Consider the following 26924-nt stretch of genomic DNA (forward strand, 5'->3'; position numbering starts at 1 on the left):
ACATCGTTTTTGTTTAGGTTGCTTAGATCTCCATGATATGCTCATATCTAGAGACATTATAACTGCCACTCAAGAGTGTTAGTGTACTCAACCTTAACCAGCCTACCACTTAATAACGCAGGCTTAAATCTCCATAGCTTTAAAGCCCGTAAACCTTCCTTTTCAAATACACCTTTTGGGGCAGATTCAATTACTTCAACTCTTTCTAACGCTCCAACTTCATTCACTATTGCTTTGAATTTTAAGTAGCCCTCTACGCTATTTTTAGCCACATCTTCAGGATATTTTGGTTCAATCTTCACAACCCATTTAGCAGGTGAATCTGTTTGTGTATTGGTATACACAGTACTTGAATTTGCCGTTTTATCAGTACTATTACAACCAACCAGTAAAAGAACTAAAAATATAGTTATGTACTTCAAAGGCTACTCCTAAAAATATGCTCAGTAAAATAAACAACTAGTGGTTAAGTTTACTAAGGTGTGCAGCAACACGAAACAAGACCAACTATTATGCATTCAATAATTTATGGCCTTGTTATATGTACTATTGCATTAACAAATCAGATAAAAACTTTATACTATTTATTTCAACTTTACCGTCAGATGACTGCAAACCTAATTGAATATGAGCTAATCCTGTATCAAAGGTTACAGGTACCTGATAAACAGCATATGTCACACTTGAGCTACCAACTGGAGATAACGTTTTCCAATTTTGCAACTCTGCTTTACCGACTGATTGAAATACACCTAATTTAGCAACCTTTTTTACGTACAACTCCCATTGCTCTGAAGTTGCACTAGTGTAACCTTGTTCAGACATTAGCTCTTTAAAAGGAGTCACTTCCCACGTTGTTAACTTAGGGATTGCTTTTACAATAAAAGGCTCAAAGACGGCCTCTTTATCAACAGTATTTATGGATGCAACAACTCCAATACCAATGAAAAATATAACAACACTTAAAATTCCAAAACCTAGATATTTGAAGAATTTCTTCACCATAACTCCTTGTACATACAACCGCTTTATCAGTTAACACTTTCCACATTCCAGCGTGAAAATGCCCTTATTTTATTAACATATATTAATAACAAATAGTGTAAGTTATTACCAGCTATAAATTTTATGCTTAATGTAGGTTATTTCGCTATGTAAAAAAGGGAGGGGTTCTTTTTATTCTTACTAAGTTAAAAACGACTCACCTGAATGATCGTTCATCGCTCTTTGCCGAAGTATGCCTGTGTGCTATGAGAGGACATTGAGCACCATAGTCACTTGTTAGCAGTTTATGCTACCAGCCTCTAGGCTGACATTTTTAATAAAAACAAACCTAACCCTCCAAATAATGTTAGAAAAACCACCAACATGATTATTAACGTTTTAGATTCACCTAGAGATTGCATTAACCCCATTTCAGTAGGTAATAATTGATCAAGTAAACTTGGCTCTTTAATTTTATTATTTTGCTCTTTATCCATGATACAAACTCCATATAAGACTAATACTGCTAACGCCTCAAGCAGCGGCGCGCGTTAGCGCGTCCAGCCCGAAGGGCGATACTGCCTTGATTTGTTAGGTGATTACCCACGAGACACCCATTCTGAGACAATAGACTTTGCAAGCGTGAATTCTGGCAATTTTGTATTAGTGGCTATAATTCTCTCCGCCTCGGGTAATTCAGTATTTTTCAGTTTGCACCTATTGAAGTAGCTTTTAAGCTTTTGTTGATGTCGCTTGATAGGCCTATCAACTCCAGCTAAAACCCAATACACGATATTAACCAATGCAACTTCGTGCTTGTTTTCAAGCCTTAAAATATTCGCCATATCTTCATGGACGCTAGCGTCAAGCGCTAGAACTTGGTTAGCCGTAAAGCCTGATCGGTTAGCGTGCTGCATATAGAATGATTTTTGTTCTTGATAAAACCCCCAAGCCTTATCATATTGCATCTCTTTAACCGCAGCCTTAGCCTTATGACCGGCCTCAGCTGCTTTGCCAAGAAAATCATTTCTTTGAAAATCGGCCATTACCTCCTGAGCATAATTTTCAAACTCTAAGTCAGGCTTTGGTTTTTTCCTTTTGAATATGCTGAACAATCCCATTCGATCACCTAACGCCGCAAATAAACGGCTAAAAATAGTGGGCTATAATTTGTGAGGTACGAACAAAGCCCACTGTTTTTTGTCCGCACTTTTAATTTACTTTGTTATACTGCGATTTACACAATACATTTTGATTAGCGCCACTACCATACAACTTTAACCTTTCTGTACCACCTGTTTTTTCAAAAAACTCTTGTAACGTAATTTCCTTTTGCTCGTAGCTCATTAGCTGCCAGAAACCGTAAAAACCTTGGAACCAAAAATAATAGAACACAGCTCCGACAGCTAACAGTAAATATACAGATTTACCTACTTTTTGTTTGTACTTTATGCCGCAATAAAAAAACCAAATACAGCTAAATATTGCCACAATAAAAAATGCAGAGAAAGGAGTTATTACAGTATAGGAGTTACTCCAAATAGAGCTTAAACAAGTGAAATTTCTGCCTGACACTATTGAGAAGGTCAAAGTAATTTTAAAAAAGAAATACAACAACACGGTAATGAACACCGCATATAAGATACCACTTCCCTTGCTTTCTTTTTTATTCAACGCTTGACCTTACAAAGCAATATAACATCCCAAGCAACGCAAAATACGAACGTTTTGGCGCAGCCAGTGAGTGGTTTTCCGATGACTTGGTTTGTTAGTTTTCAATTTTGTCAGCAATTCTACCATTAATAAATAGTATTCCATTTTTTACAAGTACATCTCCATTCCAGATAGAACCATAGTATGTATCATCAAGATACAAGTCCTTCTCATACTTCCCAACGATCTTTAAAATATGTATCTTCTCGGAAGTCCCGAACTTTATCGTATGGGTTAAGGGCGAGGGAGAGCTTTTACCAATAGTTTCTATAGGAATTAATTTTTCACTATATGGTTCAATGATTGTTACATCTAAACCTGGGTGTATTACGTGATACTCAAACGAATCATCAACCTTTTTTCCTTCATCAGCACCAGTAACTCCGTAAATACTTGCACATCCAGATACAAACATGATTAAGCTAATACAAAATAGTCTCAAAATTGACCCCATAAATTTCCTTGAAAACTAACTTTTAAATAAGGGCGCAGGCGCGTAGGGCATAATGGCGCAGCCGCCCTGCGTGTTTGCGTCCCAGCCCGCGCAGCGGGCGTGCTTAATTTTTTTGTTATGTTGCGTGTTAAAAAAGAGCATACCAGATAAAACAATAAAAGATGAAAACGCCGATAGCTTTGAAGAATTCCAATCTATTAATTTTGTCACTTTTGGTAGACGTATAACCAAAGTGAACAAATACCATGGCCATCACTAATGGCAAAAGATAAAAGAACATTCCAGTCAGGTATATCTTTTGGGATGGGGCCCTAGCTTGAATAAGAATAGACAGTACATAAGAGAAGAAGAAAAGTTGAACCGCTAGGTACTTTGAAAAACTGCCTAAGGCCAGCGCAAGTTTATTTTGCATAGAAAATGTCCTTTTCCTTCAAGCCACATAACTTTTAAATAAGGGGCGCATACACGTGGGCTATAATGCGAAGCAGCCCATGTGTATGCGTCCCAGCGAACGCAGTGAGTGACTTAATTTTTTTGTTATGTGCCACGCTTATTTGATACACCATGATTCTAACTGCTTCTTATTTCTTATAATTTTAGGGTGCATTGTGCACAGTAATTCCACTTCTGATACGGTGTAATTCGTTTTTGAGGCTAAATAGGTTGTAGGAAGAAACTTGCAATTGTGTTTTTCTAAACCAGTTTCCAGAGTTTTAAAAACTCTCGGGGCCTTACAAAAGCGACGGTTAATCCACTTAAAAAGTGAAACACACATCAACACGGCCACGCCAGCAACAAATGCAACGATGACAGAGTTGTTACTAAGCGTATTTATAAACTCCATTTTATCCATTACCTTTAAAATAGATTAATAATCAATTCCTTGCTTTCCACCCTGACACTTTGGGCATTTACGTTGGAAAATATCTGTGCCGTTCGCACCATAAATATTACCGCAACCCGGTGACAAACATTCCATCTTGTATGAGACGGAATTATGATCCGAGCCTTTTAAGCCACGAGTACCATGATTTTTTTGATTATTCGAATTGATGTAACCAATTTGTGTTGTTTTAGCTGTTCCACTAACCCACATTATTCAAATTCCTCTCTGGCACATAACGCCTTAATAAACGGCGAAAAATAGCAGGCTAAACTAAGCGAAGCATGAGCGCAAGCCTGCTGTTTTGCGTCCACTGTTTAATTAACTTGTTAGTTTTCGTTATACCAATTTTCCCAAATTTTAGGAGCGGGGTATTTCAATTTATATGCTTGAATATCGTCTTTACTTGCGTACTTTAAATAAACGCCAAAATAATCGATTAGATACTCTTCACCTGTTCCCATTCGCCAAAATATATTGCTAGGTTCATATTCAGGGAATTTTTCCCAAGGAGGTAAAGGAGGATTCGCTTTGAGTTCACTTTCAAACCTTTGCTGAAGCATGGCTTCCCAATCCTTTTTGTGCTTTAGATAGGCTTCCCAATCTTCAGCCGAAACTCCTTCAGGTGCTCCTATTTCATTTGAAGCCATAGTTGTCCCTGCAATCATAAACAAACTTAAAAATATAAAACGAATCATCATAAGAAAACTAACGCTTACATAAGCGGAAAAATATAGTTGGCTATAATGTTTGAGGAACGAAAAACAGCCAACTGTAATTTTTCCGTTTGATGTTCTTGTTAGCCAGAATTAACGCACTAATCAACTGATTGTACTTGGAATAACCTCATACAATTTCTACCAATTTTTTCTTTACCGCTGCAACTAAATTGTGCAACATCAAATTTAACCAAAACATTAGGATTATTACATTCAGGGTTAGTGCAATTGACGGAAGCGTTTTCAGCAGGACTGTTAAAGTAGGATGTTTCTAGTCTCTCACAATAATTATATTCAGTAACTTCGATTTTCTTATTAGGCATGATTAATCCTTTCTTTGCTTTATGGCTAACAATTTAATAGTGCGCTCATCGCGCATATTTCTTCCGACGCTACGCTCATTTTTCTACATTATATAGTTTTAACAAATTACCTAAGGTATTACTATCGCAAAGTTTTCTAAAGTTTTTAGGTAAAGTTAAATGAACCAATATGCGCGCAGCGCTCATTTTCATGAATATATGCGCAAAGAGCAGTTTAACCAATCAATTAACGACGATATTTAGCCAATCTCAATGGCTGGTTTTCGCTCTTTACCAAATTTTACTTAAGCGCAGAAGACATTGTAATCTTGCTAGTTATTTGTGATAACAAACTCGTGGTAGCCTTCTGTTTCAGGAGGATCAACTTTATCAACACGCACAACGTTTAATTTAGCAAACAAACTATTCCAAAATTTCAACGCTGAACTATCGTTTAAATGAACTGCTACATGCCACTGATTTGTTTCAACAGGCATCAAGTTTTGAATAACAAATTTGGCAATGCCCTGTTTTCGATATTTGGGTAGAATAAAAATATCAGCCAACTCAGGTATTTCTTTGCCAACGATCTCAGTTGGTTCTACGGTAGCAAAACCAGCAATTTGGTTAGAAACGAGTACAAGATAAATAATGCAGTCTTCCTCACCACGCACTACACATTCTAAATATTCTTCATCAATATCATAGCAACCATCTGAACCAACATCTTCTAAATCAAATATACTCTGATGATATTGGTAAAACTGCCACAGCATTTTTATTGCAGCGATATCGGTTGATTCAGCTTTTCGTATTGTAGTGTCCATTTTATACCTATTTCCTTATGTGTGGTTCGACATTAGCTTTTACTAAAGAGAAGAAGGTTCGCTAGTAGTTATCTTTAAAAAAACATCATGTTATTAAACGGTAACTACTCAAAAATAACAACAAAAAAACTTTTAAGAATGGATTGAAAAAGCCGCCAACAAGCTGATAGTCAAGCGAGTAAAACTTCACATCACACATAAAAACTCTGACTAACAGCTTCTCGCTCTTTGTCTAACTTCGCAAAAGTGTCAACTTTAGTTATTCAGGACTCTCTCGTTTATGCTTAAAAAGTTGTCGAAAATATGACAAGGTGGGCTTTGTACGATATCACAATAACGTGGTCAAAGAGGTTAGCAGGCAAACACAAGTGAATGGACGAAGTGCATATTTTATTCAGGCGCTTAAATGTAGAAATACCATTGTTAATTTAATAAGATAGGCTACAAATTTAGAACCTTAGTTTCTGTTAGCTTAAATTATTGAGTCGACCGTAACTCTTACCTCTGCGATCGAAGATGATATTTAAATTTACCAAAAACTGGCTCTCTCCGAATTTTGTTATGGTTGTTTTGTTCTCAATAATATCCATGATCTCTACCTATTACTTACATGACTCTGAGTCTGTAAAGGTAAAGGCTGCTTTGTTTGTTTCTCCTTTTTTCTATTTAACAGGGCTCTATTACTTTTTGCATTTATTAACAACTCCCAATGAAATTACTTTAGGCAACAACAGTATCGAAATTGATGGGAAAGTTTATTCGTTAGGCTTAAATACTAAGTGTCGTGTTTTATTTAATAAAGCATCACAGGCTGAATTCGAAATAACCATAAATAATAAAAAGACCGTAACAACGTCTTTTTTTTATAAATGTGATTTTAATGAGGAAGAATTTATCAGCTATTACATTGATAATGAATATGTGTTTGCAGGCTCAGTGGTATTTAATTAATGTTTAGTATCAAGCTTCCTTTAGTTTAATACACACCTGTCGGATCCCGTTGATAGTACTAATAGAACTAAATTAGGTTTTGCAGTGACGAGCTAAACCCATCCTTATGTGACTCATACCTATATGCTAAGTTTTGATCTAATAGTCAAAAACTCAGCACGTAAATTAAGGGTTATTGCTCATCAGCATCGCGAATGCGTTCTTTACGTTCTTGCTCTTCATCAAAGGCGGCTTGAATTTCGTCAAGTACTGAGTCTACATCTGCAGCTTCGCTGTCGTCTTCAAATTCGCCACTGAGTTTTGAGTGCGGGGTTAGGTTAGCATCTGCAAACAATGCCCACATTTCTTTGGCGTATTGCGTGTGTAATAACGCAGGTGCAAATTGCCCATAATAGCGGCGCATGTTATTTACATCACGGGCAAACATGGCTTCTGCGCTATTATTAGCAGAGGCGTTAACCGCTTGGGGTAAATCAATAATTACTGGGCCATTGCTATCTACAAGTACGTTAAACTCCGATAAATCACCATGAATAATCCCAGCGCACAGCATTAATTTGATGTAGTGTATCATTAATGTATGTTGCTCAATGGCTTGTTGCTCGGTTAAATCAACCGCGCCAAGTTGTGGTGCAACATCGCCTTCATCATCGCTTACAAGTTCCATTAGCAATACACCGTCAATGCAGCCGTAAGTTTGCGGTACCCGAACACCTGCTGAAGATAAACGCGAGAGTGCGTCAACCTCGGCATTTTGCCAAATTTCTTCTTCTAATTGACGGCCATAGCTTGAACGCTTACCCATAGCACGGGCTTGGCGCCCGCCTCGCACTTTTCGTCCTTCTTGGTACTGTGCAGCTTTTTTAAAACTGCGCTTACTGGCATCTTTGTATACTTTAGCGCAGCGAATGTCATCGCCACAGGCGACTACAAATACATCGGCCTCTTTACCGCTCATCAAACGGCTGATCACTTCATCAATAAAACCATCATCAACTAATGGCTGTAAGCGTTTAGGTATTTTCAAACGACACCTACTAAAAATACAGGGCTGGCTTTTTGTTTTGCTATGTGGTTCAAACGAGGCATACCTTTGGGGATTGAAGAAAGTTATAAATTATTAGTAAACTTTAAAGTTACATTTAATGACTAAATACGCAGCTAGAATAAGCGACTACACAGAAAAAGCCAACCGCCTTTTGTGCTTTTTAAACATTATTGAACAAGAACCGAGATAAAACCAAAAAACGAGTACGGTTTAGCGTACTCGTTTACTTTGTATTATTAAAAAGTGTTTAGAACTGCCACACCAAAGACGCCCAATAACGGCGACCATCTTCAACATAACCATACTCTTGCTCTGTGATCTCTTTATCAAGCAAGTTGTAAATTCCAGCACCGAGTTTAACGCTGTCACTTAACTGATAATTAGCACCTAAATTGGCAATGGTATAATCAGGAGCAATTAAACTGCTTTGTGAAGGCCCTGTCGTTGGCTGGCTTTCTTCACCACGATATTGCACGCGTAACCATCCGCCTAACTTATCTGTTGGACGCCAATTTAAAGACGTTTGTAAACTATGTTTTGGTAGCTGATTAAGTGGGCTCCCCTTATATTCACCGGTTTTTTGCTCTGAGTCGGTATAGGTATAACTGGCACTCACATCAATTTCAGTTGAAATATCGTAATCTACTGATAGCTCAACACCTTGGGTTATGGCTTCATCCACATTAATGTAGGTAGTTGGCATGGAGCCAAACTGATTTGGGCCATCTGTGCACTGCGTTAATGGGCATGCTATACGAGTTATTTTGTCATCAAATTCATTATAAAAAACGGTTGTCGATATACTTAAATCGCGTCCAGAGTCATAGTAAACACCCATTTCATAGTTCACTGATTGCTCAGGCTTTAAGTCAGGGTTACCATAAATATTACCGCCACGACTCACTTGGCCCCACTGCGCAGTAGATTGGCGAATATTTGGCGCACGGAAACCCGTTGATATGCCGCCTTTGATGGTGATCGCTTTAGATGCGCTATAAACACCGTATAAACGTGGACTCCAATGACCGGCAAAATTGCCATCATGATCGTAACGCAGGCCTGCGGTGAGCTTAAAGTCATCCGTTGCTGCCCATTCGTTTTCACCAAAAACAGACCATTGTTCGTTTTCTACATGGGTTAAGTCGCTAATTTTATTACTTGTATAATCATCCAATGACTCTTTTAAATAGGTCGCACCAAACGTAGAGTTATGCTCACTAAATAGCGGTAAACTCCAAGTTGTTTGAATGTCGGTATTTTCGACAAACATTTCACGTGAGTTATTATCAAACTTATCGTATTTAATGTAACTACGCGACGAGCCAAAGTCATAAAAACCATTGTGTGACATAGAGTATGTTTGTTGCTCATACTCAGTAGTTGCTGATTCAGGGCAGCCACGTCGACCACAGTTTTCTCCTGGAGCAAGCTCGGCAACTGTTTTGCCGAGGGTTTCATCTAATGTTTGTTTTGCCGAGCCAAGTTCAAACATTAATTCATGACTATCATTAGGTGTTAATGTGAACTTAGCTTTTACATTACTTTGTTCTTTGCCTCGAAATCCTGCAGTAAAATCATCTTCATTTCGCTTTGAAAATTGACCGTATAATTGCACGCCCAAGAGATCTGGAATAATGCCACCAGAAGTGAAAAAGCTGGCTTGGTTTATATCACCTGACTGGCTTTGCTCTTGAATGGTGCTGTCTAAACGCAGTTCTCCATACCACTGCTCTGGCGCTTTACGGGTAATAATATTGATCACACCACCAATAGCATCAGAGCCATACAACGACGACATAGGGCCACGTATTACTTCAATACGTTCAATCGCTGAAATTGGCGGCGTCCAAGCACCTTCTACCCCCGGGCCATCACTATTTGGTCGTGTTTCTCTTGAACTTTGGCGTTGCCCATCAATTAAAATAAGCGTGTATTGGCTTGCCATACCACGCAAGCTAATATCTTTTCTGTCACCTCCGCCAGTCACTATTACACCCGGGATATCAGCCATTGCGTCGGTTAAGTCACGATAAAAGCGTTTTTCTAGCTGCGCTCTGTCGATAACACTAATACTTGCAGGTGCCTCTTTGAGCATTTGTTCGTAACCAGAAGCAGTGACAACCATTACTTCCATATCTTGTTTTTTTTCATCAGCAAAAGCAGGGTTAGCAATTGCAAAAGTACTTAAAATAAATGCAGTTACCGGCCTTAACTTACAACTTACCGTGTTCATGATATTTCTCCGTGACATTTAGCTTGTAAATGATAATAATTAGCGTTTGCGATAATAGTGAGAAGTTCCCTTTCTCACAACGTTATTTTTATTAAAGCTAATTTAAGTAAGGCTTAACGGTATGAGTGATAAGTTAACTAAAACCCTGAATATATTTGTTCGCACAGTACAAACGGGAAGTATGAGCAAAGCTGCCGCAGACCTTTTAATGACAACCTCTGCAATTAGTCAGCAAATAAAACAAATAGAGCAAGATGTAGGTTTGAGTTTATTTAATCGCAGCCCTCGGGAATTAACGCTTACCGAGGCCGGTGAGCTGTATTATCAAAGTTGCTTACAAATGCTTGCCGTTGCAACAGCTACATCAGAACAATTACAGCATTTACAAAATTGTCCGAGTGGGCAACTAAAACTAGCAGCCCCTGTTGGTTTTGGTGGTGGGTTATTAAGCGAGCCTGTAAAGCATTTAATTAACCAATTTAGTGATATAGATGTGCACTTAACGCTTTCTGACGAGCCGATTGACATGATCAGAACAGGTATAGATTTGGTGTTGGCGATTGGCCCTCTCGAAGACTCAAACTTAATTGCACGCCAGCTCGCTAGTTGGCCATTAATACTGTGTGTTCATAAAAATCATGCACTAGTACAGCAACCAAAAATCACACTGGATGACCTAAAAGCGCATAACCGCATTGCACATATAGCTGTTGATCCGGCGCTTACGCACCTTACCCGCGGTGAAAGCACAACACTACCAAAAGCGCGTATTGCCATTAATAATATGCAAACTGTGATTCAATTTGTTCTCGATGAGTTAGGCTATGCTATTTTGCCAGAGCCTGAAGTACGTAATTTTTTAGCTACAGGAGAACTTTTAGAAATATGCACTGATTGGCAGCTTCCCCATTACGATGTATTTGCTCTAACGCCTGCACGCGACACGTTAGCAGCAAAAACAAAAGCTGCAATTAAAGCACTTAACGCATCATTTTCAGCTATTTAAATAACCTAAGTTCAGTTTAAGGCTTGTTTATAGTTAACTAATTGCAAGCCAAACTCCTACTAGCACCATTAAACTTCCCGCAATACGGTTCATCCACTTAATGTTATTGCCTTTGGTTAAAAATAACCGCAGGCTTTTACCACCTGTTGCGTAAATCATCATACAGATAAACTCTGAGAGTAAAATAATGGCCACCAGCACCCCTAATTGCGGCGCAACACTGTATTGTACGTTAATAAAAGGAGGTAATAAGGAAATCATAAACGCCCATCCCTTTGGATTGGCAATGGCGGTTACAAACCCCTGTGAAAATAATGAATATCGGCTCACGGCTGTTGTGTTATGCGTATCAACCGACATTTTTCCTTTCGCACGCCACATATTAATGCCAATGTAGATTAAATAAGCACCACCTAGCCACTTTAAAATATCAAATGCACTGGGGTAATTAAGCATAACATTGGCTACACCTAGCACCGCGGCTACCGCAACACTGGCAACACCTAATAGCTCGCCAATCATCATCCATAAAGTTCGGCGCACGCCTATACTCATGCCTAAAGTCATGGCCAGTGTCATGCACATACCCGGAGTAATAGACACAAAAAAGAACGTAGGAACAAATACCGCAAGTGCAGCTACATCAATCATTTAAAGCTCGCAATAGGTTAATAAAATGGTGTTAATTATGAATGAAAGGGTAAAGGAAAAAAGCCAAAGGTGAAATAGCTTCCGATAAATTAGAAGTAACAGCGTCGAGACTCGGGCTAAGGGCAACGAGCTTAACCCGAGGCCCGAGACCCGTAGCTCGAAACTCTTAGCAAATTAATTTACTGTTGTTTCAGTGTCTACTTCGTTATCACTTAGCAAGTACTTATCAAGCCACTGCTCTTGCTCCCACAGTACATGTAATAAGCTTTTACGGGCACGGTAGCCATGAGCTTCGTAAGGAAGCATCACTAAACGCGCTTCTTTACCCAAGCCTTTAAGTGCAGCATACATACGTTCACTTTGCATTGGGAAAGTTCCCGAATTCGGATCTTCTTGACCGTGGATCATTAACATAGGTTCGTTAATCTTCTCAGCATGGAAAAACGGCGACATGTTTGCGTACACACTTTGTGCTTGCCAAAAATCACGTTCTTCACCTTGAAAACCAAACGGCGTTAATGTGCGGTTATACGCACCACTTCGGGCAATACCAGCCTTAAATAAGTCGCTATGCGCTAATAAGTTAGCCACCATGAATGCACCGTAAGAGTGCCCTGCAATGGCGATATTATTTTTATCAGCAATACCCTTTTCAACCAGTACATCTACCGCTGCTTTGGCGCTAGAAACCAGCTGTTTTCTAAAGTGATCATTTGGCTCACTACCATCAACACCTACAATCGGCATTTTAGGATCGTCAAATACCGCAATTCCTTTAGCTAAATAAGGCATTGGGCCCCAGTAACCTATGTAGGTAAATTCGTATTCTGATTCGCGTACTTGTGAAGCAACCGCTTTATCTTTATATTCAAGTGGATATGCCCACATCAGAACAGGTAAAGGCCCTTGTGTTTTGTCATACCCTGGCGGTAAATAAAGCGTACCTGAAAGCTCAACACCGTCATCGCGGGTATAACGTAATTGCTCTTTAGTCACCCCTTTAAATGCTGGATACGGATGCTCAAATTGGGTCAGTTGCGTTAAGCTATCTTTATCTAAATCGCGAATAAAAAAGTTAGGCTGCTGCGTTTTAGATTCACGAATAGTAATAATACGCTTACCTTCATCGTCTAATAAAGCTCGCACTCGCTCGTAGTAAGGTGCAGCCGATTGCCATACTCGCTTAGTGCTATTTGTTTTTACATCATATTGATCTAAAAATGGAATATTTCCTTGCTCAGATGCACCGTTTCCACGAAGGTAAATGTAACGTCCGCCTACGACTTTTATAACACGCGTGCCTAAGTCGTTTCGTTCATATATGGCACTACCTGGATCTTTATAGGCATCATTGTAGCTTCGCTCTGAAAATAACACGCGGTTACTATCAGCATTACGTGGTTGAATTACATAAGTGCGCACTTGTCGGTCACTAAAGCGCCAATCACTTAGCATGGCAATGTTGTCATTACCCCATTGTATGCCTGCAAAACGACGCTCTACTTTGGCAAATAATTTAGGGTCGCGTTTAAACGGTGCACGTAAACTATAAAGGTAATCATGATGCGCAACCTCAGTTTTCATATCGCCGCCATCTTGCGCTTCGGCCCAAATAACCTCCGCGCCCTGATCGGCTCGCCACTCAAAATCACGACGACCAGTGCGAACACTGTCATACCCTTGAGGAATGTTGTCGGCAAGGGGTTGCTTTGCCAGCTCGACTAATGCATATCCACGCATTCCCCATATTTGCCATGTAGTTGCAAAACGGCTGTAAGGGACTTGATACGAAAATGGCTCGTCGATGGTCGCGACTAAAATATTGGTTGAATCAGGCGAAATTGAAAACGATTTAAATAAGCCAGCACGGCCAATTGGCTGTGCTTTACCATCAAGCGTGATATACGCTAATTGACCTTGACCATAAAATTTAAATTGTGCTTCATCAAATGGGCTGGTTAATAAGTTTTGATAAGTACGCGCTGGGGCTTTTTCACCGCTACTTTGTTGAATAACCGGTACTGTGCTTTGGGTATCATTGGTTAATCTGGGTTTGTCTAAGTTAACCGCTAAATTCGCCACAATCGCTGTGCTATCGGGTAACCACTGATAAGGTGTAGCGGTTAATACTGAATTTAGTGCAAACTCATTTAACTGCTTTGCTTGCTTGGTTTTAACGCTATAAACCCAAAGCCGTGCGTTATCCGGTTGTTCAACAATAAACGCTAAATACTCGCTATTTGCTGACCAGCGAGGAGAGCGAATGATCCCCTGCGGCAAATTATTTACGTTAACCACAGTGCCACTTTCTACATGCTTAAGTTCTAAAGCACTGTATTTGGCACTTACCCGTGAGCGTGAAAAATTAGCTGGGTTGAGCTTGATCCCCGCAAGCTTAAATTCTTCTTTTGCCAGCTCATCAAGCGACACAACACGCTTGCGTTCAAACAAAGCCAGCCACTGTCCATCAATTGATAAAGAACTAGTTGGTGCTAACTTAGCATCTACGAGTGTAGCAAGCGCTGGTGAAGGGGTTTGATATCCTTGCTCTGCATAACTTGCAGGCAATAAAACAATGCAGCCTACCAAGGCAATTAACAGCCTAAAAGCATTCATGTTTTCATCCTTTTTATTGTTAAATATTACCGGATATATAAACACGTTTTGCACCATTCATAAAGTGTTAAGCTAAGTAATGACTTAAGTAGCCTGAATACGCTAAAATACACGCCTATTTACTCAACGCTAAAATCGGTTGTTTATGTCCATTAATTTGCAGCATTTTAGTTTTTCGAAATCATACTCTGCTTTTTAAATACCGTTACAGCTTTTAAAAATATACCACTGTGTTTGAGTCTGTTTTTCCATCAAATAATTAGAGAATCTAGCCAATGAAAAAAGTGCTGGTAATTGGCTATGTATGGCCAGAGCCCAATTCATCTGCTGCAGGTACGCACATGATGTCGTTACTAAATGCGTTTAGGGCGCAAAACTGGGATGTTGAGTTCGCCACGCCCGCACTGCCTACCGAACACATGGTTGACCTTGCCGACTTTGGTATAACTAGCCAAAGCATCGCTCTTAACTGCGATAGTTTTGATGACTATGTTAAAGCTTACAACCCCGATTTAGTGATGTTCGATCGTTTTATGATGGAAGAGCAATTTGGTTGGCGCGTAGATAAGCATTGTCCTAATGCACTTAAGATTTTAGACACCGAAGATTTACAATGCCTGCGTAATGCACGCCATGAGGCGCATAAAGGTGAGCGCGAATTCAACCACAGCGATTTACTATCAGACATAGCTAAACGTGAAATAGCCGCTATTTTACGCTGTGATCTCAGCTTAATTATCTCAAGCTATGAGATGGAACTACTCAATGAAGTGTTTAAAGTTGAGCCTAGCGTGTTGCATCACTTACCTTTTATGGTTGATTTAAGTGCCTTACCTGAGCAAACTAAATCGTATCAACAACGCCAACACTTTATGACCATTGGTAATTTTAGACATGCCCCAAACTGGGATGCGGTACTCTATTTACAAAAAATTTGGCCGCTTATCCGCAAACAACTACCGCAGGCAGAATTGCATATTTATGGGTCTTACCCACCGCCAAAAGCCACCGCACTTAATAATCCTAAAACCGGCTTTTTAATTAAAGGTTGGGCCGATGATGCGTATGAGGTAATGCAAAGTGCGCGTATTTGCTTAGCTCCTTTGCGTTTTGGGGCAGGTATTAAAGGTAAACTTTTAGAAGCCATGATCATGCAAACCCCAAGCATCACCACGCCTATTGGCAGCGAAGGTATGCACAGCACGTTGCCGTGGCCAGGTGTGGTAACAGCAGATGTGCAAGCTTTTGCAGATGCCGCAGTCTCTTTATACAACAACGAGGCTAAATTTAGTGAAGCACAAGCCGCTGGCGGCCTTCTGCTTAATACTCTGTATGACAAAGTACAGTTAAGTGCTCAATTAATTGAAAAAATCGACTCAATAAGCAGTAATTTAGATGCTCACCGGATGAAAAATTTCACGGGTCAAATGCTCAAACACCATACCATGCGCAGCACACAATATATGTCGCAGTGGATAGCAGAAAAAAATAAAAAATAACATTAAAAATCACTAGACAGGCGGCGATTTGTGTTTAAAATCGCCGCAAATAAACTTGGGCAATTTTAGCATTATTGCCTATATTTTTAGCTTAGTTATTTAATAGTTGGTTCAAAACAAATTTGAAAACCGCAACGTTTACTGAAAAACGCAAATTTATCGTTAAATTGGGCAAAATGCTCCATAAATACGGTACACCTGCCTATCGCTTAGAAGCCCACTTAATGGAAGTGGCGACTTATTTAGATCTTAAATCATCGTTTGTTATGTCGCCCACGTCGGTTACCTTTGTTATTTGGACCGATGGCCATGAAGATGAATATACCCATGTTGCCCGCGTTGACCCTGGCGATCACGATTTAGGTTCACTTGCCGATACCGACGACCTAGTTAATAAAATGCTTAATGGTGAGCTCACGTTGCAAGAGGTTGATCAGCAACTTGATATTATTTTTGATGCCCCAAATCCTTATAACAGAGTGCTGACAGGCGTTGCCTTTGCCACCTCTGGCGGCGCATTTGCAATGCTTATGGGCACCAGTTGGAATGATGTTCTGTGGTCTGGGTTATTAACCTTTATTGTATACTTATTTGTATTGTGGTCGGCCCGTTCGAAACGTGTGGCTCACATGCTTGAGCCATTAGTGGCAATAGTGTCGGCTATTCTTGCTTGTGCTATTAGCGTTCATTTAGATGCACACATCAACATTCGATTAATTGTGCTTTCTGCCATTATTGTGTTTATACCCGGTTTAGCCCTTGCACTTGGCCTTGCTGAACTCGCAGCCAGACATTTAGTATCGGGCACAGCTCGCGTTATGGACTCATTTATGTTGCTGTTTAAGCTTTATTTTGGGGCTTTTATTGGTCTTGCTATTGGCTTTGCGGTCTTTGGGCAAGCCGATTTCGTTCAACCAGAGCCGTTACCAAAGTGGACTGCATGGCTCGCTATTTTACTTTTATGTAGTAGCTTAATCGTTATTTTTAGAACTAAGCTTAAACATGCAATCTGGTCTATTGCCTCAGGCTTTATAGCTTATGGCACCAGTATTGGGCCTGCTATATATTTAGATTTAAATTACACGTTAGGCACCTTTATTGGTGCATTTTCAGTCGGTGTATTTAGCAACTTATTTAACCGTGTTGCCAATGCTCCGGCCTCTATTGTAGCTATGCAGGGATTAATTGTATTAGTGCCTGGGAGCAAAACGTATATTGGTTTAAACTCACTAATTGAAGGCCAAGACTTTGTTTATGCAGATCATATTGGTCAGCAAACGTTTTTAATTTTCATGTCGCTCGTGGCCGGGCTTATTTTTGCAAACGTGGCACTTCCTCCTAAAAAGAGTCTATAACATTAAGCGCGGTTTCACACCGCGCTATAGCATTATTGCCTTCATTAAACCCCCTCTTTTGAGGATTAATCGCATTTTTTAGTATATTAAGAACACCTTGCTATAATGGCTGAAATCTAATAAAGCAAAGGAAATAACAATGCTAAAAACTAGCTTAGCGATAGCAATTGGGCTTTCAAGCTCACTTGCATTTGCGCAATCAGCAATTACTGTTGAAGACATTCCAAAAGTAAAATCGGTAATACAAACAACCGTTAGCCCCGATGGCGACAGTGTTGCATTTACCCGTTCGTTACCTCGCACGCTTTACGTTGATGAAAATGGTAGTAATTACAGTGAGCTTTACGTTGTTGACGATAAAGGTGTTGAACGCCCTTTTATTACCGGTTCAGTTAATATTAAAAGCCTACAATGGTCAAACGACAGCAAAACAATTTACTTTTTAGCGAAATTAAAAGACGACAAATATACTTCGCTTTACCAAATACCTGTTGATGGCGGCCAAGCACAAGCGGTTATGTCATTAAAAGACACATCTATTTCAAGCTATCAGTTAAGCCCTGATAACAAGCAAGTCGCTATTTTAGCAATGCCTGCTGCTGATAAGTCAGAAAAAGAACTTAAAAAACTTGGCTTTAAAGCAGAAGTGTACGAGCAAGGCCTTAAAAACAAGCAGCTTTTTATTGTAGATTTAGCTAAAGCCGACAAGCCACTTACTCCAACCGCACTCAATGTTGATAGCTACGTGAGTGACGTTAATTGGGCTGCGAATGGTGAAAAGCTTCTGGTTAAAACTCAACCTACCGCACTGATTGATGATAAATACACAAAATCGATGTGGCACCTGTTTGATATTGCCAGCAACAAAGTTACCTTATCGTTTAAAACTGAAGGTAAGCTAGGCGATGCCGAGCTTTCGCATGACGGTAAATACATTGCTATTTTAGGTGCTGAAGATAAGCACGACCCTGCAACTGGCCGCTTATTTATTGCCGATACTAAAACCGCCGAAATCACTGAATGGTTACCTAACTTTATGGGCCACGTTGTTGACTTTGAATGGTCGCATAAACGTAACACACTTAACTTTATTGCCAATGTTGGCACAGAAAGTTTTGTTGCGAGCATTAAAACCGGCTCTAATAAATACAAAAAATTAGTCAAAGAAGGTAAATTTATTGCCTCTCAGCTAAGTGTTTCTGATTCAGATAAAACCCTAGCACTTCGTGGTAACACGGCAAAACACCCTAACGAAGTCTTTATTGTGCGCAGTAACAAGGCAAAACGTTTAACTGATTCAAACAGCTGGTTAAACGACAAACGCTTTGCTAAACAAGAAACAATTACCCTTAAAGCGCGTGACGGTGTAGAGCTTGATGGTGTTCTAGTTTACCCACTCGATTATGAAAAAGGCACACGCTACCCACTAATTATGTCGGTACACGGTGGCCCTGAAAGTCATGATAAAAACGGCTGGGTAACTAACTACTCGCGTCCTGGTCAAATGGGCGCTGCACGTGGTTACGCAGTATTTTATCCTAACTACCGTGGCTCAACAGGTAAAGGCGTAGATTACTCTAAACTGGGTCAAAACGATTACGCAGGTAAAGAGTTTGACGACCTAGTTGATTTTAAAAATCACCTTGTTGATATGGGATTAGTTGATACTAAACGCGTGGGTATTACCGGTGGCTCTTACGGCGGTTATGCATCAGCGTGGGGCGCAACAAAGCTAACCGAGCACTTTGCTGCCAGCGTTATGTTTGTGGGTGTAACTAACCAGCTATCTAAATTTGGTACTACTGATATTTCAAACGAAATGAACCTAGTTCATGCGCGTTCATACCCATGGGATAAATGGCAATGGTACCTAGAGCGCAGCCCAATTTACTGGGCGGGTCAATCTGAAACGCCACTGCTTATTATGCATGGTAAAGACGATCCTCGCGTTCACCCTGCACAATCTATGGAACTTTACCGTTACATGAAAGTGCAAGGTAAAGATGTTCGCCTTGTTTACTACCCAGGCGAAGGCCATGGTAACCGTAAAGTAGCGGCACAGTACGATTACAGCTTGCGTTTAATGCGTTGGATGGACAACTACTTAATGGAAGGCAAAAAAGACATGCCTGCATTTGAAATTGACCATGCAGCTAAATTAAAAGCAGTGAAAGACGCTAACAAATAAGTATTAGCTTAATACCAAAGGCCAACATAAATATGTTGGCCTTTTTGTTTGTAATGCCAGGCATGCTTAGTGGCACAGCAAAGCTTATGTTACACTCTGACTAATTACTCTGAAAATTGCTAATCACACTATTGCCATGTCAAACCCTGCTAGCTGCTTTACCACTTTTAATGAAAATATAGATAACCTTGCACTGCCTGAGCAGTTTACGTTTCCCTTTTATTATAAACCTCATCCGCTGGCCGTTGCCGCTGCAAAACAATTACAACAACAATTAAAAAAGCTAGATAAGGCTATTTTAGATACAGATGATATTGATGCCGGTAAAATGTTTGGCGTATTGGTTGTTCAAGATGAGGCGCAACAGCTAGGCTTTATTAGCGCCTATTCGGGGCAAATAGCGGGGATTGATGAGCAACTGCATTTTGCGCCAAATGTGGCACTTAAACATATAGACGATGCAGAATTTAGTCAGCAAAGCCAAGTGATTAACGATATTAATGCGCAAATTACAGCCTTGCAAAACAGTGATAATTATCAGCAAATTGAGCAACAATTAACGACTGCTCGCCAACACTATGAGCAACAACTTATCGCCAAGCAGCAAGCGATGCAAGTAACTCGAAAACAGCGAAAACAGCAACGACAAGTTGCCAGCAAGCAACTCAATAATGATGAGTTTGAAAAACTGAAGAACCAATTAGCTGGGCAGAGTATTGTTGAGAAAAAACAACTACAAGCATTAAAGCAACAGTGGCAAAAACGCATTGCAGCGCTTGAACAGGCACAACTAACAATAAATGATGAAATTAACGGATTAAAAAAACGCCGTAAAGTACTCTCTAAAAATTTACAAAAAAAGCTATTCGCTCAATACCAGTTTTTAAATGCAAACGGCGAAGTGACCGATTTGAATGCCATTTTTGCCAAACTGCCCGAACACACACCGCCTTCAGGCGCGGGAGATTGTGCCGCGCCAAAGTTATTACAATATGCTTATAAACATAATTTAAAGCCCCTGGCTATGGCCGAATTTTGGTGGGGCGCACCGCCTAAGTCGGCAATAAGACATCATTTACATTATTACCCATCGTGCTATAGCAAATGCCAGCCTATTTTAGGGCATATGCTAGAGGGGTTAAATGTTGAAGACAACCCGCTCTTGATCAACCCTGCACAGGGTAAAGACCTAACGATTGTTTATCAAGACGATGATTTGTTGGTGGTAAATAAACCTGCTGAGTTTTTATCTGTGCCAGGCATTAATATTGACGATTCGGTATATATGCGAATCAAAACTCAGTTCCCACACGCTTCGGGGCCACTTATTGTGCACCGATTAGACATGTCGACTTCAGGGCTGTTAATGATTGCGTTAAATAAACGGGTGCATAAAGCACTGCAAAAACAGTTTATAGAGCGTAGTGTAGAAAAACGTTATGTTGCTTTAGTGGCGGGTAATATTGCTGCTGAGAGTGGCAGCATAGAGTTACCTTTAGTACTTGATTTTGATGATAAACCACGGCAAATGGTGTGTTACAAAACGGGGAAGCCGTCATTAACAACATGGCAGGTACTGGAACGTAAAAATAATACCACCCGCTTACAACTTTATCCTAAAACAGGACGTACTCATCAATTGCGTGTTCACTGTGCCCACCACTTAGGGTTAAATACACCTATTGTGGGCGATACCCACTACGGTGAAAAATCAGATCGACTACATTTGCATGCCGAGTATTTAGCTTTTACCCATCCTATTAGTCATGAACGATTAGAATTTGAAGTAGCCGCTGATTTTTAAATCAGCGCTGCTTTTAGTCGAATCGGATTCTAAAACAGTGCCACTTTTTCATATTGCAAAGTAGGTAACTTTTACCGTTGCAATATAGAAAGATTTACCTGCATTATGCAAAGCCACAATCCAAAAAAATATAAATATCTATAAAATTCATATTGTTAAGAATTGGCATTAGCTTTGCTTTTATTGTTGTACGTATTTGTTATGGCAACTTATACCAATTCGCTTATTTAAGTGATCTATTTTGAGGATGGAAAAACGTGTTGATAGCAAGGCAAAGAATTCGCTATTTAGTTGTTCTAAATGAGGATTTTTTAACGCAGGTAGCGACAGGTTTAGTCCCGCAAAATGATTAAGTAATATTGCGGATTGGTATTAATTTAATTGAAAGCGCCAAAAAGTGCTTTTAGTTACACACAGTAAATGGCTTGCTAAGCGCTTACTGTGCACAACAGAACTTCCTACACTCCCTGTGTACTTTATTGGTTATAGGCTAACGCTTATAACCATTTTTTTTGCTTATTATTCAACAGTAAGTTTTACGTCTTGATCGCGTAATAAATAAAGCGCAAAACACGCAGCCCACATCGGCCATGCTGCAAAAAACAGTAAATTATTAAAGCCATCAATATACTGGTTGTAAGAAGACAGCGTTGATAGTCCATGCATTATAAAAATAACACCGTAAGTAATACGTTTTTTAAAACCGACTAAAAATGCTATTACTAGCAATAATTGCAGTGCACCTAAAATATAAGCAATAGTATCGGTAGAGCCACTGATCCCATAAAAATGTTCAAAGATACGGGCGCTATGCCCCGGATTTACAAATTTATCCAGTGTCCACATTACCATCACAATAAACACCCCTAAGCGCAGCGATAAAAGCGACCATTGCAAACGAGTTTGTACATCTGTATTGATTGAATCTGTCATAAAATTTCCTTAAAAAAGATATAAATAAACTAATTGGCAAGTAAGACCGTATAGACGTATTTTTATTTTCAATTAATTAAAATTAAACCTAAACTGATCTTAAGTTGAGTTATTTAAAGGCACTATTATTTAAGCGCTAAGATAAAAAATAAAAATATTAGCAATTGATTGAAAGATATTTTTATCTGTCTTGGTCTTTTGTGTACATCAACATATAACAATAGAGAAACACGATTTGAAATACACGTATTTAGCTTTAACCCTCGCCCCACTATTAAATGTAGCTTTAGCTGCTCAGGCTAATGAAACAACTAGCTCTGACCCCATTGAGCGAATTGAGGTGGCAGGTCAAGCACTTAAATCTAAAAACCTCTCTATTAAAAACACCACAGTAAACGGTCCTTTTGGCGACAACCTGGCTTTGCAAGACATAGCCCGCTCTGTGACCCCTATTTCTAAAGAGTTAATTGAGCAACTTAACATAACAACATTGCACGATGTTCTGGCAGTAAGCCCTAATACATACGCTGCAAGTGGTTTTGGTGCACCAAGTTTACCGACGATCCGCGGCCAGTTAGGTGAGTTATTTCAAGATGGTACTCGACGCCAAGCGGGTAATAATGGTTTTGGTGTGCCGTTGTCGTTTAATGCGATAGAACAGATAGACGTAGTTAAAGGTGCACCGCCTGTGCTGTTTGGTTCAAGCCAACGTAACGGTGGCTTTGTAAACTTGCACTCTAAAACAGCGTCAACTGATCAGCGCAAAGGAAATGTGAAGTTGTCTGCAGGCAGTTGGGATAAGTATAGTGCCCAAGTAGATTATAACGCACCGATTGTTGAGGATAAAATTGGCTTACGTGTTAGCTATGAGCATATTGATCAGGGTAGTTATTATGACTATTCAGCCACACAAAGTGATAGCTTGTTTGCGGCATTAAAAATTTTACCGGATGATAAAAGCAGTTGGGACATTAACTTTGAACTGTACCAAACAGAATTTACCGATAACGCTGGTATAAACCGCCCTACCCAAGCGCTTATCGATCATAATCTTTATATTACTGGTCAAGGGTTACAAGCGAATGGCAGCACAGTGCCTGGCGCAGGCTCTATTATATCGCCTACAGGACAAGTCAAAATAGACACCAGCCGTGTGCTTACCGATCCTGATAATCTCAATCAAGCAACCACTTATTTAGTTCACAGTATTTATAAGCGCGCACTGTCTGATGTAATGTCGATTAAAAACATTACTTACTTTCAACATTTGCAGCGCGAAGAAATAGCACAAAATAGTTTTGTTGAAATAATTGATGGCGCCGATACCGCACAAAACCGCACTGAACTCACCTATCAATGGAGCGATGAGCAGCAAACCTTATTCGCCGTTGATGTTCGTTATAATAAAGTATTGGGTTACAGCCAATTTACTACTGAAGCCGACACACCTATTGATTTAACCGGCCCACTTTCAAACCGCCGCATTCCATTAACTGATGCACAAAAGGCACGTTTGGTAGAGCTACGCCCCGGTGTATATGTGTCCCCTGGTGGTCAGTACGATATTAATAATGATGGCAGTGGTGATTTTAATTTATCAGACACTACAGACTCACGCTCTTGGCAAACCGGCATTGCCATTCAACAAGACTCACAATGGACTGACAGCTTACGCACCAGTGCTGGCTATCGTGTTGATTACTATGATGTAGAAGCACACGACCCGATTGCACCTCAAGGTCAAATAGCCGCTAGTGATGGCATAAATGATACACTGCAATCAGCGCAGCTGAGCGTTAATTACTCAGTTAATGACGATTTAACCACTTATGCGGCAGCAAGTTATAACGAAGCCACCTCTAACAGCATGGCCGGCGGTAATACGTTAGGTGGTGACAATACAATTAGCGGACAAAATTTTGCTACGGAAAATACTTTAGTCGAGTTTGGCGTGAAATATGCGCCAACACAAAGCGACTGGTATGCAGATGCTGCTGTATTTAGCCAACGCCGCAGCTTACGTAATCGCGATGGTAGCAATACTGGTATTCGTACAACCGGATTCGAAAGCCAAGTATTTTACGACGCTTACCCTTACTGGGTAAGCGCAGGCTACAGTTACATTGATGCCCGTTATGATAACTCTGCGACAGGCCAAGACTCAGCTCAAATAGCCGATGCGTTTGATAATTCGCGTCCCGATATTATTGCGGGTAACAGCATTGGCGCACCAAGTTACACAGCTTTTGCTCCCTCAAAGCGTCAAGTACAAGGGATCCCAGAGCAATCGTTAAGCTTAAACGCTAACTATACAATTACTTCTCAGTGGCAAGCTGGATTTTCTGCCCTGTATACTAAAAGCTACCCATTGGATTTTTTGGCTACCGTATACATTCGCGATCAGCACACCTTAAATGTTAATACCAGCTATGCGTTTACCTCAGCAACTAAATTGAGGCTTGATGTAAATAATATTACCGATCAGCAAAACTGGCGCCCTGTATTTGAGGGTGGCTATTTTGGCGCGACACTCGCGTTCCCAGAATTACCAATTAACGCTAAGCTCACGCTTACCCATAACTTTTAAACCGTTTGAGAGATAGCATGTTAAAAAAACTAAGTTTGTTATTACTGGCGGCGATAGGTGTCGGTTTATTCTTTTTTTATGACCTAAACCAGCTCCTTACCCTCGACGGGCTAAAAGGATCAATGGCGCAATTTGATCAGTACAAAGCTCAATCACCGCTTTTGGTGATCGGAGGGTTCTTTTTACTTTATATATTAGTGACTGCATTATCACTGCCCGGTGCAGCTATTTTAACGCTAGCCGCAGGTGCTTTATTTGGTTTGGCTCAAGGGCTATTAGTTGCCTCGTTTGCCTCAAGCATTGGTGCTACGTTGGCGTTTTTAGTGTCACGTTATTTATTACGCGATACCATAAAAAAACGCTTTCCTGAACGCTTAGCCGCTATAGATACTGGGGTTGAAAAAGAAGGCGCATTTTACTTATTTACACTGCGCTTAGTGCCTGTTTTTCCGTTCTTTTTAATTAATTTATTAATGGGTTTAACTGCTATTAAGTCATGGACTTTTTACTGGGTAAGCCAAATCGGGATGCTGGCGGGTACCTTTGTATTTGTAAACGCAGGTACGCAACTTGCGCAAATAGAGAGCTTATCTGGCATTTTATCGCTGGATTTAATTTTATCGTTTGCGTTATTAGGGGTATTCCCGTTAATTGCAAAAAGCCTAATAAATGCAATAAAAAAGCGCCGTGTTTATAAAAACTACACTAAACCTAAAAAGTTCGACCGCAACATGATTGTTATTGGTGCGGGCGCGGGCGGCTTAGTGACAAGCTATATTGCAGCAGCGGTTAAAGCCAAAGTAACCCTAATTGAAGCCGGCGAAATGGGCGGCGACTGCTTAAACACTGGCTGTGTACCTAGTAAAGCTATTATTAAAAGTGCAAAAGTAGCCCAGCAAATGCGCCAAGCTGAAAAATATGGGCTACAAAGCACGACACCGCAGTTTTCGTTTAAAAAAATAATGGCACGTGTACAGCAAGTGATTGCCGATATAGCCCCACACGACAGTGTTGAGCGCTACACAAACTTAGGCGTAGAAGTAATTAAAGGCTACGCCAAACTTATCGACCCGTGGACGGTGGAAATTAACTTAAATGATGGCGGCACGCAAACACTCACTGCCCGCACTATTGTTATTGCCACTGGCGCACGCCCATTTGTACCGCCACTTCCGGGTATTGAAGAAACCGGCTATGTAACCAGTGATACGTTATGGAGCAAATTTGCTGAGCTTGAAGAAGCCCCTAAAAAGCTTGTTGTACTTGGCGGTGGTCCAATTGGTAGCGAACTTGCACAAAGTTTTGCCCGTTTAGGCTCAAGCGTTACGCAAATTGAAATGGCTGAACGCATTATGATCAAAGAAGACTTAGAGGTGTCTAAATTTGCTCACGAAGCGCTAACGCAAAGCGGCGTAAACATTTTAACCTCGCATCAGGCACTGCGCTGTGAAGAGCGCGATGGCAAAAAATTCATTGTGGTAAAACATAACGACAACGAAATCGATATTGAATACGATGAGCTACTATGTGCTGTTGGCCGAACCGCTCGTCTTAAAGGTTACGGCCTTGAAGAACTAGGTATTGAAACGAGCCGCACTGTAGTCACAAATGAGTACCTTGAAACACTCTATCCTAATATTTTTGCCGCTGGCGATATTGTAGGACCGTATCAGTTTACACACGTAGCCGCTCACCAAGGTTGGTATGCTGCTGTAAATGGCTTATTTGGTAATCTTAAAAAGTTTAAAGTGGATTACCGTGTCATTCCGTGGACCACATTTATTGACCCTGAAGTAGCACGGATGGGCATAAATGAACAAGAAGCGATTGAAAAAGGCATAGACTATGAAATCACCCGCTTTGAATTTGAAGAGCTAGATCGCGCCATTACCGAAAGCGCTAACAATGGTTTTATTAAAGTGATCACCCCTAAAGGTAAAGACAAAATCCTCGGTGTCACTGTGGTATCTGAACACGCTGGCGATTTAATTGCTGAGTTTGTATTAGCCATGAAACACGGTTTAGGACTTAATAAAATATTGGGCACCATTCACAGCTACCCAACATGGGCTGAAGGTAACAAATATGTGGCGGGCGAATGGAAACGTGCTCATGCTCCTGAAAAGGTACTTAACTTGCTGGAAAAATACCACGCCTGGCGCAGAGGCTAA

At 40.3% G+C, this 26924-nt stretch carries 23 protein-coding genes; 8 read left to right on the plus strand and 15 right to left on the minus strand.

Annotated features, from left to right (window positions below; translation table 11 throughout):
• Positions 1–56: 56 nt before the first annotated feature.
• The 10 genes from ACNSN3_RS16130 to ACNSN3_RS16175 all read right to left on the minus strand — a co-directional run bounded on the left by ACNSN3_RS16130 (position 57) and on the right by ACNSN3_RS16175 (position 5882).
• Positions 57–422, minus strand: coding sequence for an energy transducer TonB (locus ACNSN3_RS16130; RefSeq protein ID WP_262977025.1), 366 nt, complete (start codon positions 420–422; stop codon positions 57–59).
• Positions 423–546: 124 nt separating this feature from the next.
• Positions 547–1005 (minus strand): hypothetical protein, encoded by a 459-nt coding sequence (locus ACNSN3_RS16135; RefSeq protein WP_010389244.1) that lies wholly within the window; start codon positions 1003–1005, stop codon positions 547–549.
• A 299-nt stretch (positions 1006–1304) separates the two neighbouring features.
• Positions 1305–1481 (minus strand): hypothetical protein, encoded by a 177-nt coding sequence (locus ACNSN3_RS16140; protein WP_171048716.1) that lies wholly within the window; start codon positions 1479–1481, stop codon positions 1305–1307.
• A 102-nt stretch (positions 1482–1583) separates the two neighbouring features.
• Positions 1584–2105, minus strand: coding sequence for a hypothetical protein (locus ACNSN3_RS16145; protein WP_076920297.1), 522 nt, complete (start codon positions 2103–2105; stop codon positions 1584–1586).
• Positions 2106–2196: 91 nt separating this feature from the next.
• Positions 2197–2658, minus strand: a complete 462-nt coding sequence (locus tag ACNSN3_RS16150; RefSeq protein WP_248527083.1) for a hypothetical protein — start codon at positions 2656–2658, stop codon at positions 2197–2199.
• A gap of 94 nt (positions 2659–2752) precedes the next feature.
• Positions 2753–3112 carry a hypothetical protein gene (locus ACNSN3_RS16155; protein WP_418609600.1) on the minus strand — a complete coding sequence of 120 codons (360 nt, stop codon included), beginning with the start codon at positions 3110–3112 and terminating at the stop codon, positions 2753–2755.
• 166 nt (positions 3113–3278) lie between these two features.
• Complete coding sequence (locus ACNSN3_RS16160; RefSeq protein WP_418609851.1) at positions 3279–3563, minus strand: hypothetical protein; 285 nt, start codon at positions 3561–3563, stop codon at positions 3279–3281.
• 800 nt (positions 3564–4363) lie between these two features.
• Complete coding sequence (locus ACNSN3_RS16165) at positions 4364–4735, minus strand: hypothetical protein (protein WP_058558386.1); 372 nt, start codon at positions 4733–4735, stop codon at positions 4364–4366.
• 116 nt (positions 4736–4851) lie between these two features.
• The gene (locus tag ACNSN3_RS16170; RefSeq protein ID WP_248527086.1) at positions 4852–5076 is read right to left on the minus strand and encodes a hypothetical protein; all 225 of its coding nucleotides are present in this window, start codon (positions 5074–5076) and stop codon (positions 4852–4854) included.
• 311 nt (positions 5077–5387) lie between these two features.
• A complete protein-coding gene (locus tag ACNSN3_RS16175; protein ID WP_055011468.1) occupies positions 5388–5882 on the minus strand; it encodes a GNAT family N-acetyltransferase in 495 nt (164 codons plus the stop codon).
• A gap of 588 nt (positions 5883–6470) precedes the next feature.
• Here ACNSN3_RS16175 and ACNSN3_RS16180 point away from each other — a divergent pair.
• Positions 6471–6833: a hypothetical protein gene (locus ACNSN3_RS16180; RefSeq protein ID WP_418609603.1), complete on the plus strand. Its 363-nt coding sequence runs from the start codon at positions 6471–6473 to the stop codon at positions 6831–6833.
• Positions 6834–7005: 172 nt separating this feature from the next.
• Here the strand turns inward: ACNSN3_RS16180 and ACNSN3_RS16185 are convergent, their stop codons facing one another.
• A complete protein-coding gene (locus tag ACNSN3_RS16185) occupies positions 7006–7860 on the minus strand; it encodes a PA4780 family RIO1-like protein kinase (protein WP_418609605.1) in 855 nt (284 codons plus the stop codon).
• Positions 7861–8128: 268 nt separating this feature from the next.
• Positions 8129–10114 carry a ligand-gated channel protein gene (locus ACNSN3_RS16190; protein ID WP_418609607.1) on the minus strand — a complete coding sequence of 662 codons (1986 nt, stop codon included), beginning with the start codon at positions 10112–10114 and terminating at the stop codon, positions 8129–8131.
• A 121-nt stretch (positions 10115–10235) separates the two neighbouring features.
• On the opposite strand from ACNSN3_RS16190, the gene ACNSN3_RS16195 reads away from it, so the two are divergent.
• Complete coding sequence (locus ACNSN3_RS16195) at positions 10236–11120, plus strand: LysR family transcriptional regulator (RefSeq protein WP_418609609.1); 885 nt, start codon at positions 10236–10238, stop codon at positions 11118–11120.
• A gap of 33 nt (positions 11121–11153) precedes the next feature.
• Here the strand turns inward: ACNSN3_RS16195 and ACNSN3_RS16200 are convergent, their stop codons facing one another.
• Entirely contained in the window at positions 11154–11771 is a 618-nt protein-coding gene (locus ACNSN3_RS16200) for a LysE family translocator (RefSeq protein ID WP_418609611.1), read from the minus strand.
• Between the two features lie 174 nt (positions 11772–11945).
• Positions 11946–14387, minus strand: coding sequence for a prolyl oligopeptidase family serine peptidase (locus ACNSN3_RS16205; protein ID WP_418609612.1), 2442 nt, complete (start codon positions 14385–14387; stop codon positions 11946–11948).
• 275 nt (positions 14388–14662) lie between these two features.
• Between ACNSN3_RS16205 and ACNSN3_RS16210 the strand changes: the two genes are divergently transcribed.
• From ACNSN3_RS16210 to ACNSN3_RS16225, 4 genes are all read left to right on the plus strand, one after another.
• Complete coding sequence (locus ACNSN3_RS16210; protein WP_010389254.1) at positions 14663–15886, plus strand: glycosyltransferase; 1224 nt, start codon at positions 14663–14665, stop codon at positions 15884–15886.
• A gap of 122 nt (positions 15887–16008) precedes the next feature.
• Positions 16009–17241, plus strand: coding sequence for a threonine/serine ThrE exporter family protein (locus ACNSN3_RS16215; RefSeq protein ID WP_075169987.1), 1233 nt, complete (start codon positions 16009–16011; stop codon positions 17239–17241).
• Between the two features lie 139 nt (positions 17242–17380).
• A complete protein-coding gene (locus tag ACNSN3_RS16220) occupies positions 17381–19429 on the plus strand; it encodes a S9 family peptidase (protein ID WP_075169990.1) in 2049 nt (682 codons plus the stop codon).
• Between the two features lie 136 nt (positions 19430–19565).
• Positions 19566–21233: a pseudouridine synthase gene (locus ACNSN3_RS16225; RefSeq protein ID WP_418609615.1), complete on the plus strand. Its 1668-nt coding sequence runs from the start codon at positions 19566–19568 to the stop codon at positions 21231–21233.
• A 519-nt stretch (positions 21234–21752) separates the two neighbouring features.
• Here the strand turns inward: ACNSN3_RS16225 and ACNSN3_RS16230 are convergent.
• Entirely contained in the window at positions 21753–22166 is a 414-nt protein-coding gene (locus tag ACNSN3_RS16230; protein WP_418609616.1) for a hypothetical protein, read from the minus strand.
• A 235-nt stretch (positions 22167–22401) separates the two neighbouring features.
• On the opposite strand from ACNSN3_RS16230, the gene ACNSN3_RS16235 reads away from it, so the two are divergent.
• Positions 22402–24753: a TonB-dependent receptor gene (locus tag ACNSN3_RS16235; RefSeq protein WP_418609618.1), complete on the plus strand. Its 2352-nt coding sequence runs from the start codon at positions 22402–22404 to the stop codon at positions 24751–24753.
• 17 nt (positions 24754–24770) lie between these two features.
• Positions 24771–26924 carry an FAD-dependent oxidoreductase gene (locus ACNSN3_RS16240; RefSeq protein ID WP_418609621.1) on the plus strand — a complete coding sequence of 718 codons (2154 nt, stop codon included), beginning with the start codon at positions 24771–24773 and terminating at the stop codon, positions 26922–26924.

Source organism: Pseudoalteromonas sp. US3C1004 (assembly GCF_048401065.1).
Taxonomy (GTDB): Bacteria; Pseudomonadota; Gammaproteobacteria; order Enterobacterales; family Alteromonadaceae; genus Pseudoalteromonas; species Pseudoalteromonas undina.

Coding starts and splice junctions, on each gene's coding strand:
- ACNSN3_RS16195 (WP_418609609.1), top strand. CDS start 10,236: ATGAGTGATAAGTTAACTAAAACCCTGAATATATTTGTTCGCACAGTA.
- ACNSN3_RS16155 (WP_418609600.1), bottom strand. CDS start 3,112: ATGTTTGTATCTGGATGTGCAAGTATTTACGGAGTTACTGGTGCTGAT.
- ACNSN3_RS16170 (WP_248527086.1), bottom strand. CDS start 5,076: ATGCCTAATAAGAAAATCGAAGTTACTGAATATAATTATTGTGAGAGA.
- ACNSN3_RS16200 (WP_418609611.1), bottom strand. CDS start 11,771: ATGATTGATGTAGCTGCACTTGCGGTATTTGTTCCTACGTTCTTTTTT.
- ACNSN3_RS16240 (WP_418609621.1), top strand. CDS start 24,771: ATGTTAAAAAAACTAAGTTTGTTATTACTGGCGGCGATAGGTGTCGGT.
- ACNSN3_RS16165 (WP_058558386.1), bottom strand. CDS start 4,735: ATGATGATTCGTTTTATATTTTTAAGTTTGTTTATGATTGCAGGGACA.
- ACNSN3_RS16140 (WP_171048716.1), bottom strand. CDS start 1,481: ATGGATAAAGAGCAAAATAATAAAATTAAAGAGCCAAGTTTACTTGAT.
- ACNSN3_RS16135 (WP_010389244.1), bottom strand. CDS start 1,005: ATGGTGAAGAAATTCTTCAAATATCTAGGTTTTGGAATTTTAAGTGTT.
- ACNSN3_RS16175 (WP_055011468.1), bottom strand. CDS start 5,882: ATGGACACTACAATACGAAAAGCTGAATCAACCGATATCGCTGCAATA.
- ACNSN3_RS16190 (WP_418609607.1), bottom strand. CDS start 10,114: ATGAACACGGTAAGTTGTAAGTTAAGGCCGGTAACTGCATTTATTTTA.
- ACNSN3_RS16180 (WP_418609603.1), top strand. CDS start 6,471: ATGATCTCTACCTATTACTTACATGACTCTGAGTCTGTAAAGGTAAAG.
- ACNSN3_RS16145 (WP_076920297.1), bottom strand. CDS start 2,105: ATGGGATTGTTCAGCATATTCAAAAGGAAAAAACCAAAGCCTGACTTA.
- ACNSN3_RS16225 (WP_418609615.1), top strand. CDS start 19,566: ATGTCAAACCCTGCTAGCTGCTTTACCACTTTTAATGAAAATATAGAT.
- ACNSN3_RS16210 (WP_010389254.1), top strand. CDS start 14,663: ATGAAAAAAGTGCTGGTAATTGGCTATGTATGGCCAGAGCCCAATTCA.
- ACNSN3_RS16160 (WP_418609851.1), bottom strand. CDS start 3,563: ATGCAAAATAAACTTGCGCTGGCCTTAGGCAGTTTTTCAAAGTACCTA.
- ACNSN3_RS16230 (WP_418609616.1), bottom strand. CDS start 22,166: ATGACAGATTCAATCAATACAGATGTACAAACTCGTTTGCAATGGTCG.
- ACNSN3_RS16205 (WP_418609612.1), bottom strand. CDS start 14,387: ATGAATGCTTTTAGGCTGTTAATTGCCTTGGTAGGCTGCATTGTTTTA.
- ACNSN3_RS16220 (WP_075169990.1), top strand. CDS start 17,381: ATGCTAAAAACTAGCTTAGCGATAGCAATTGGGCTTTCAAGCTCACTT.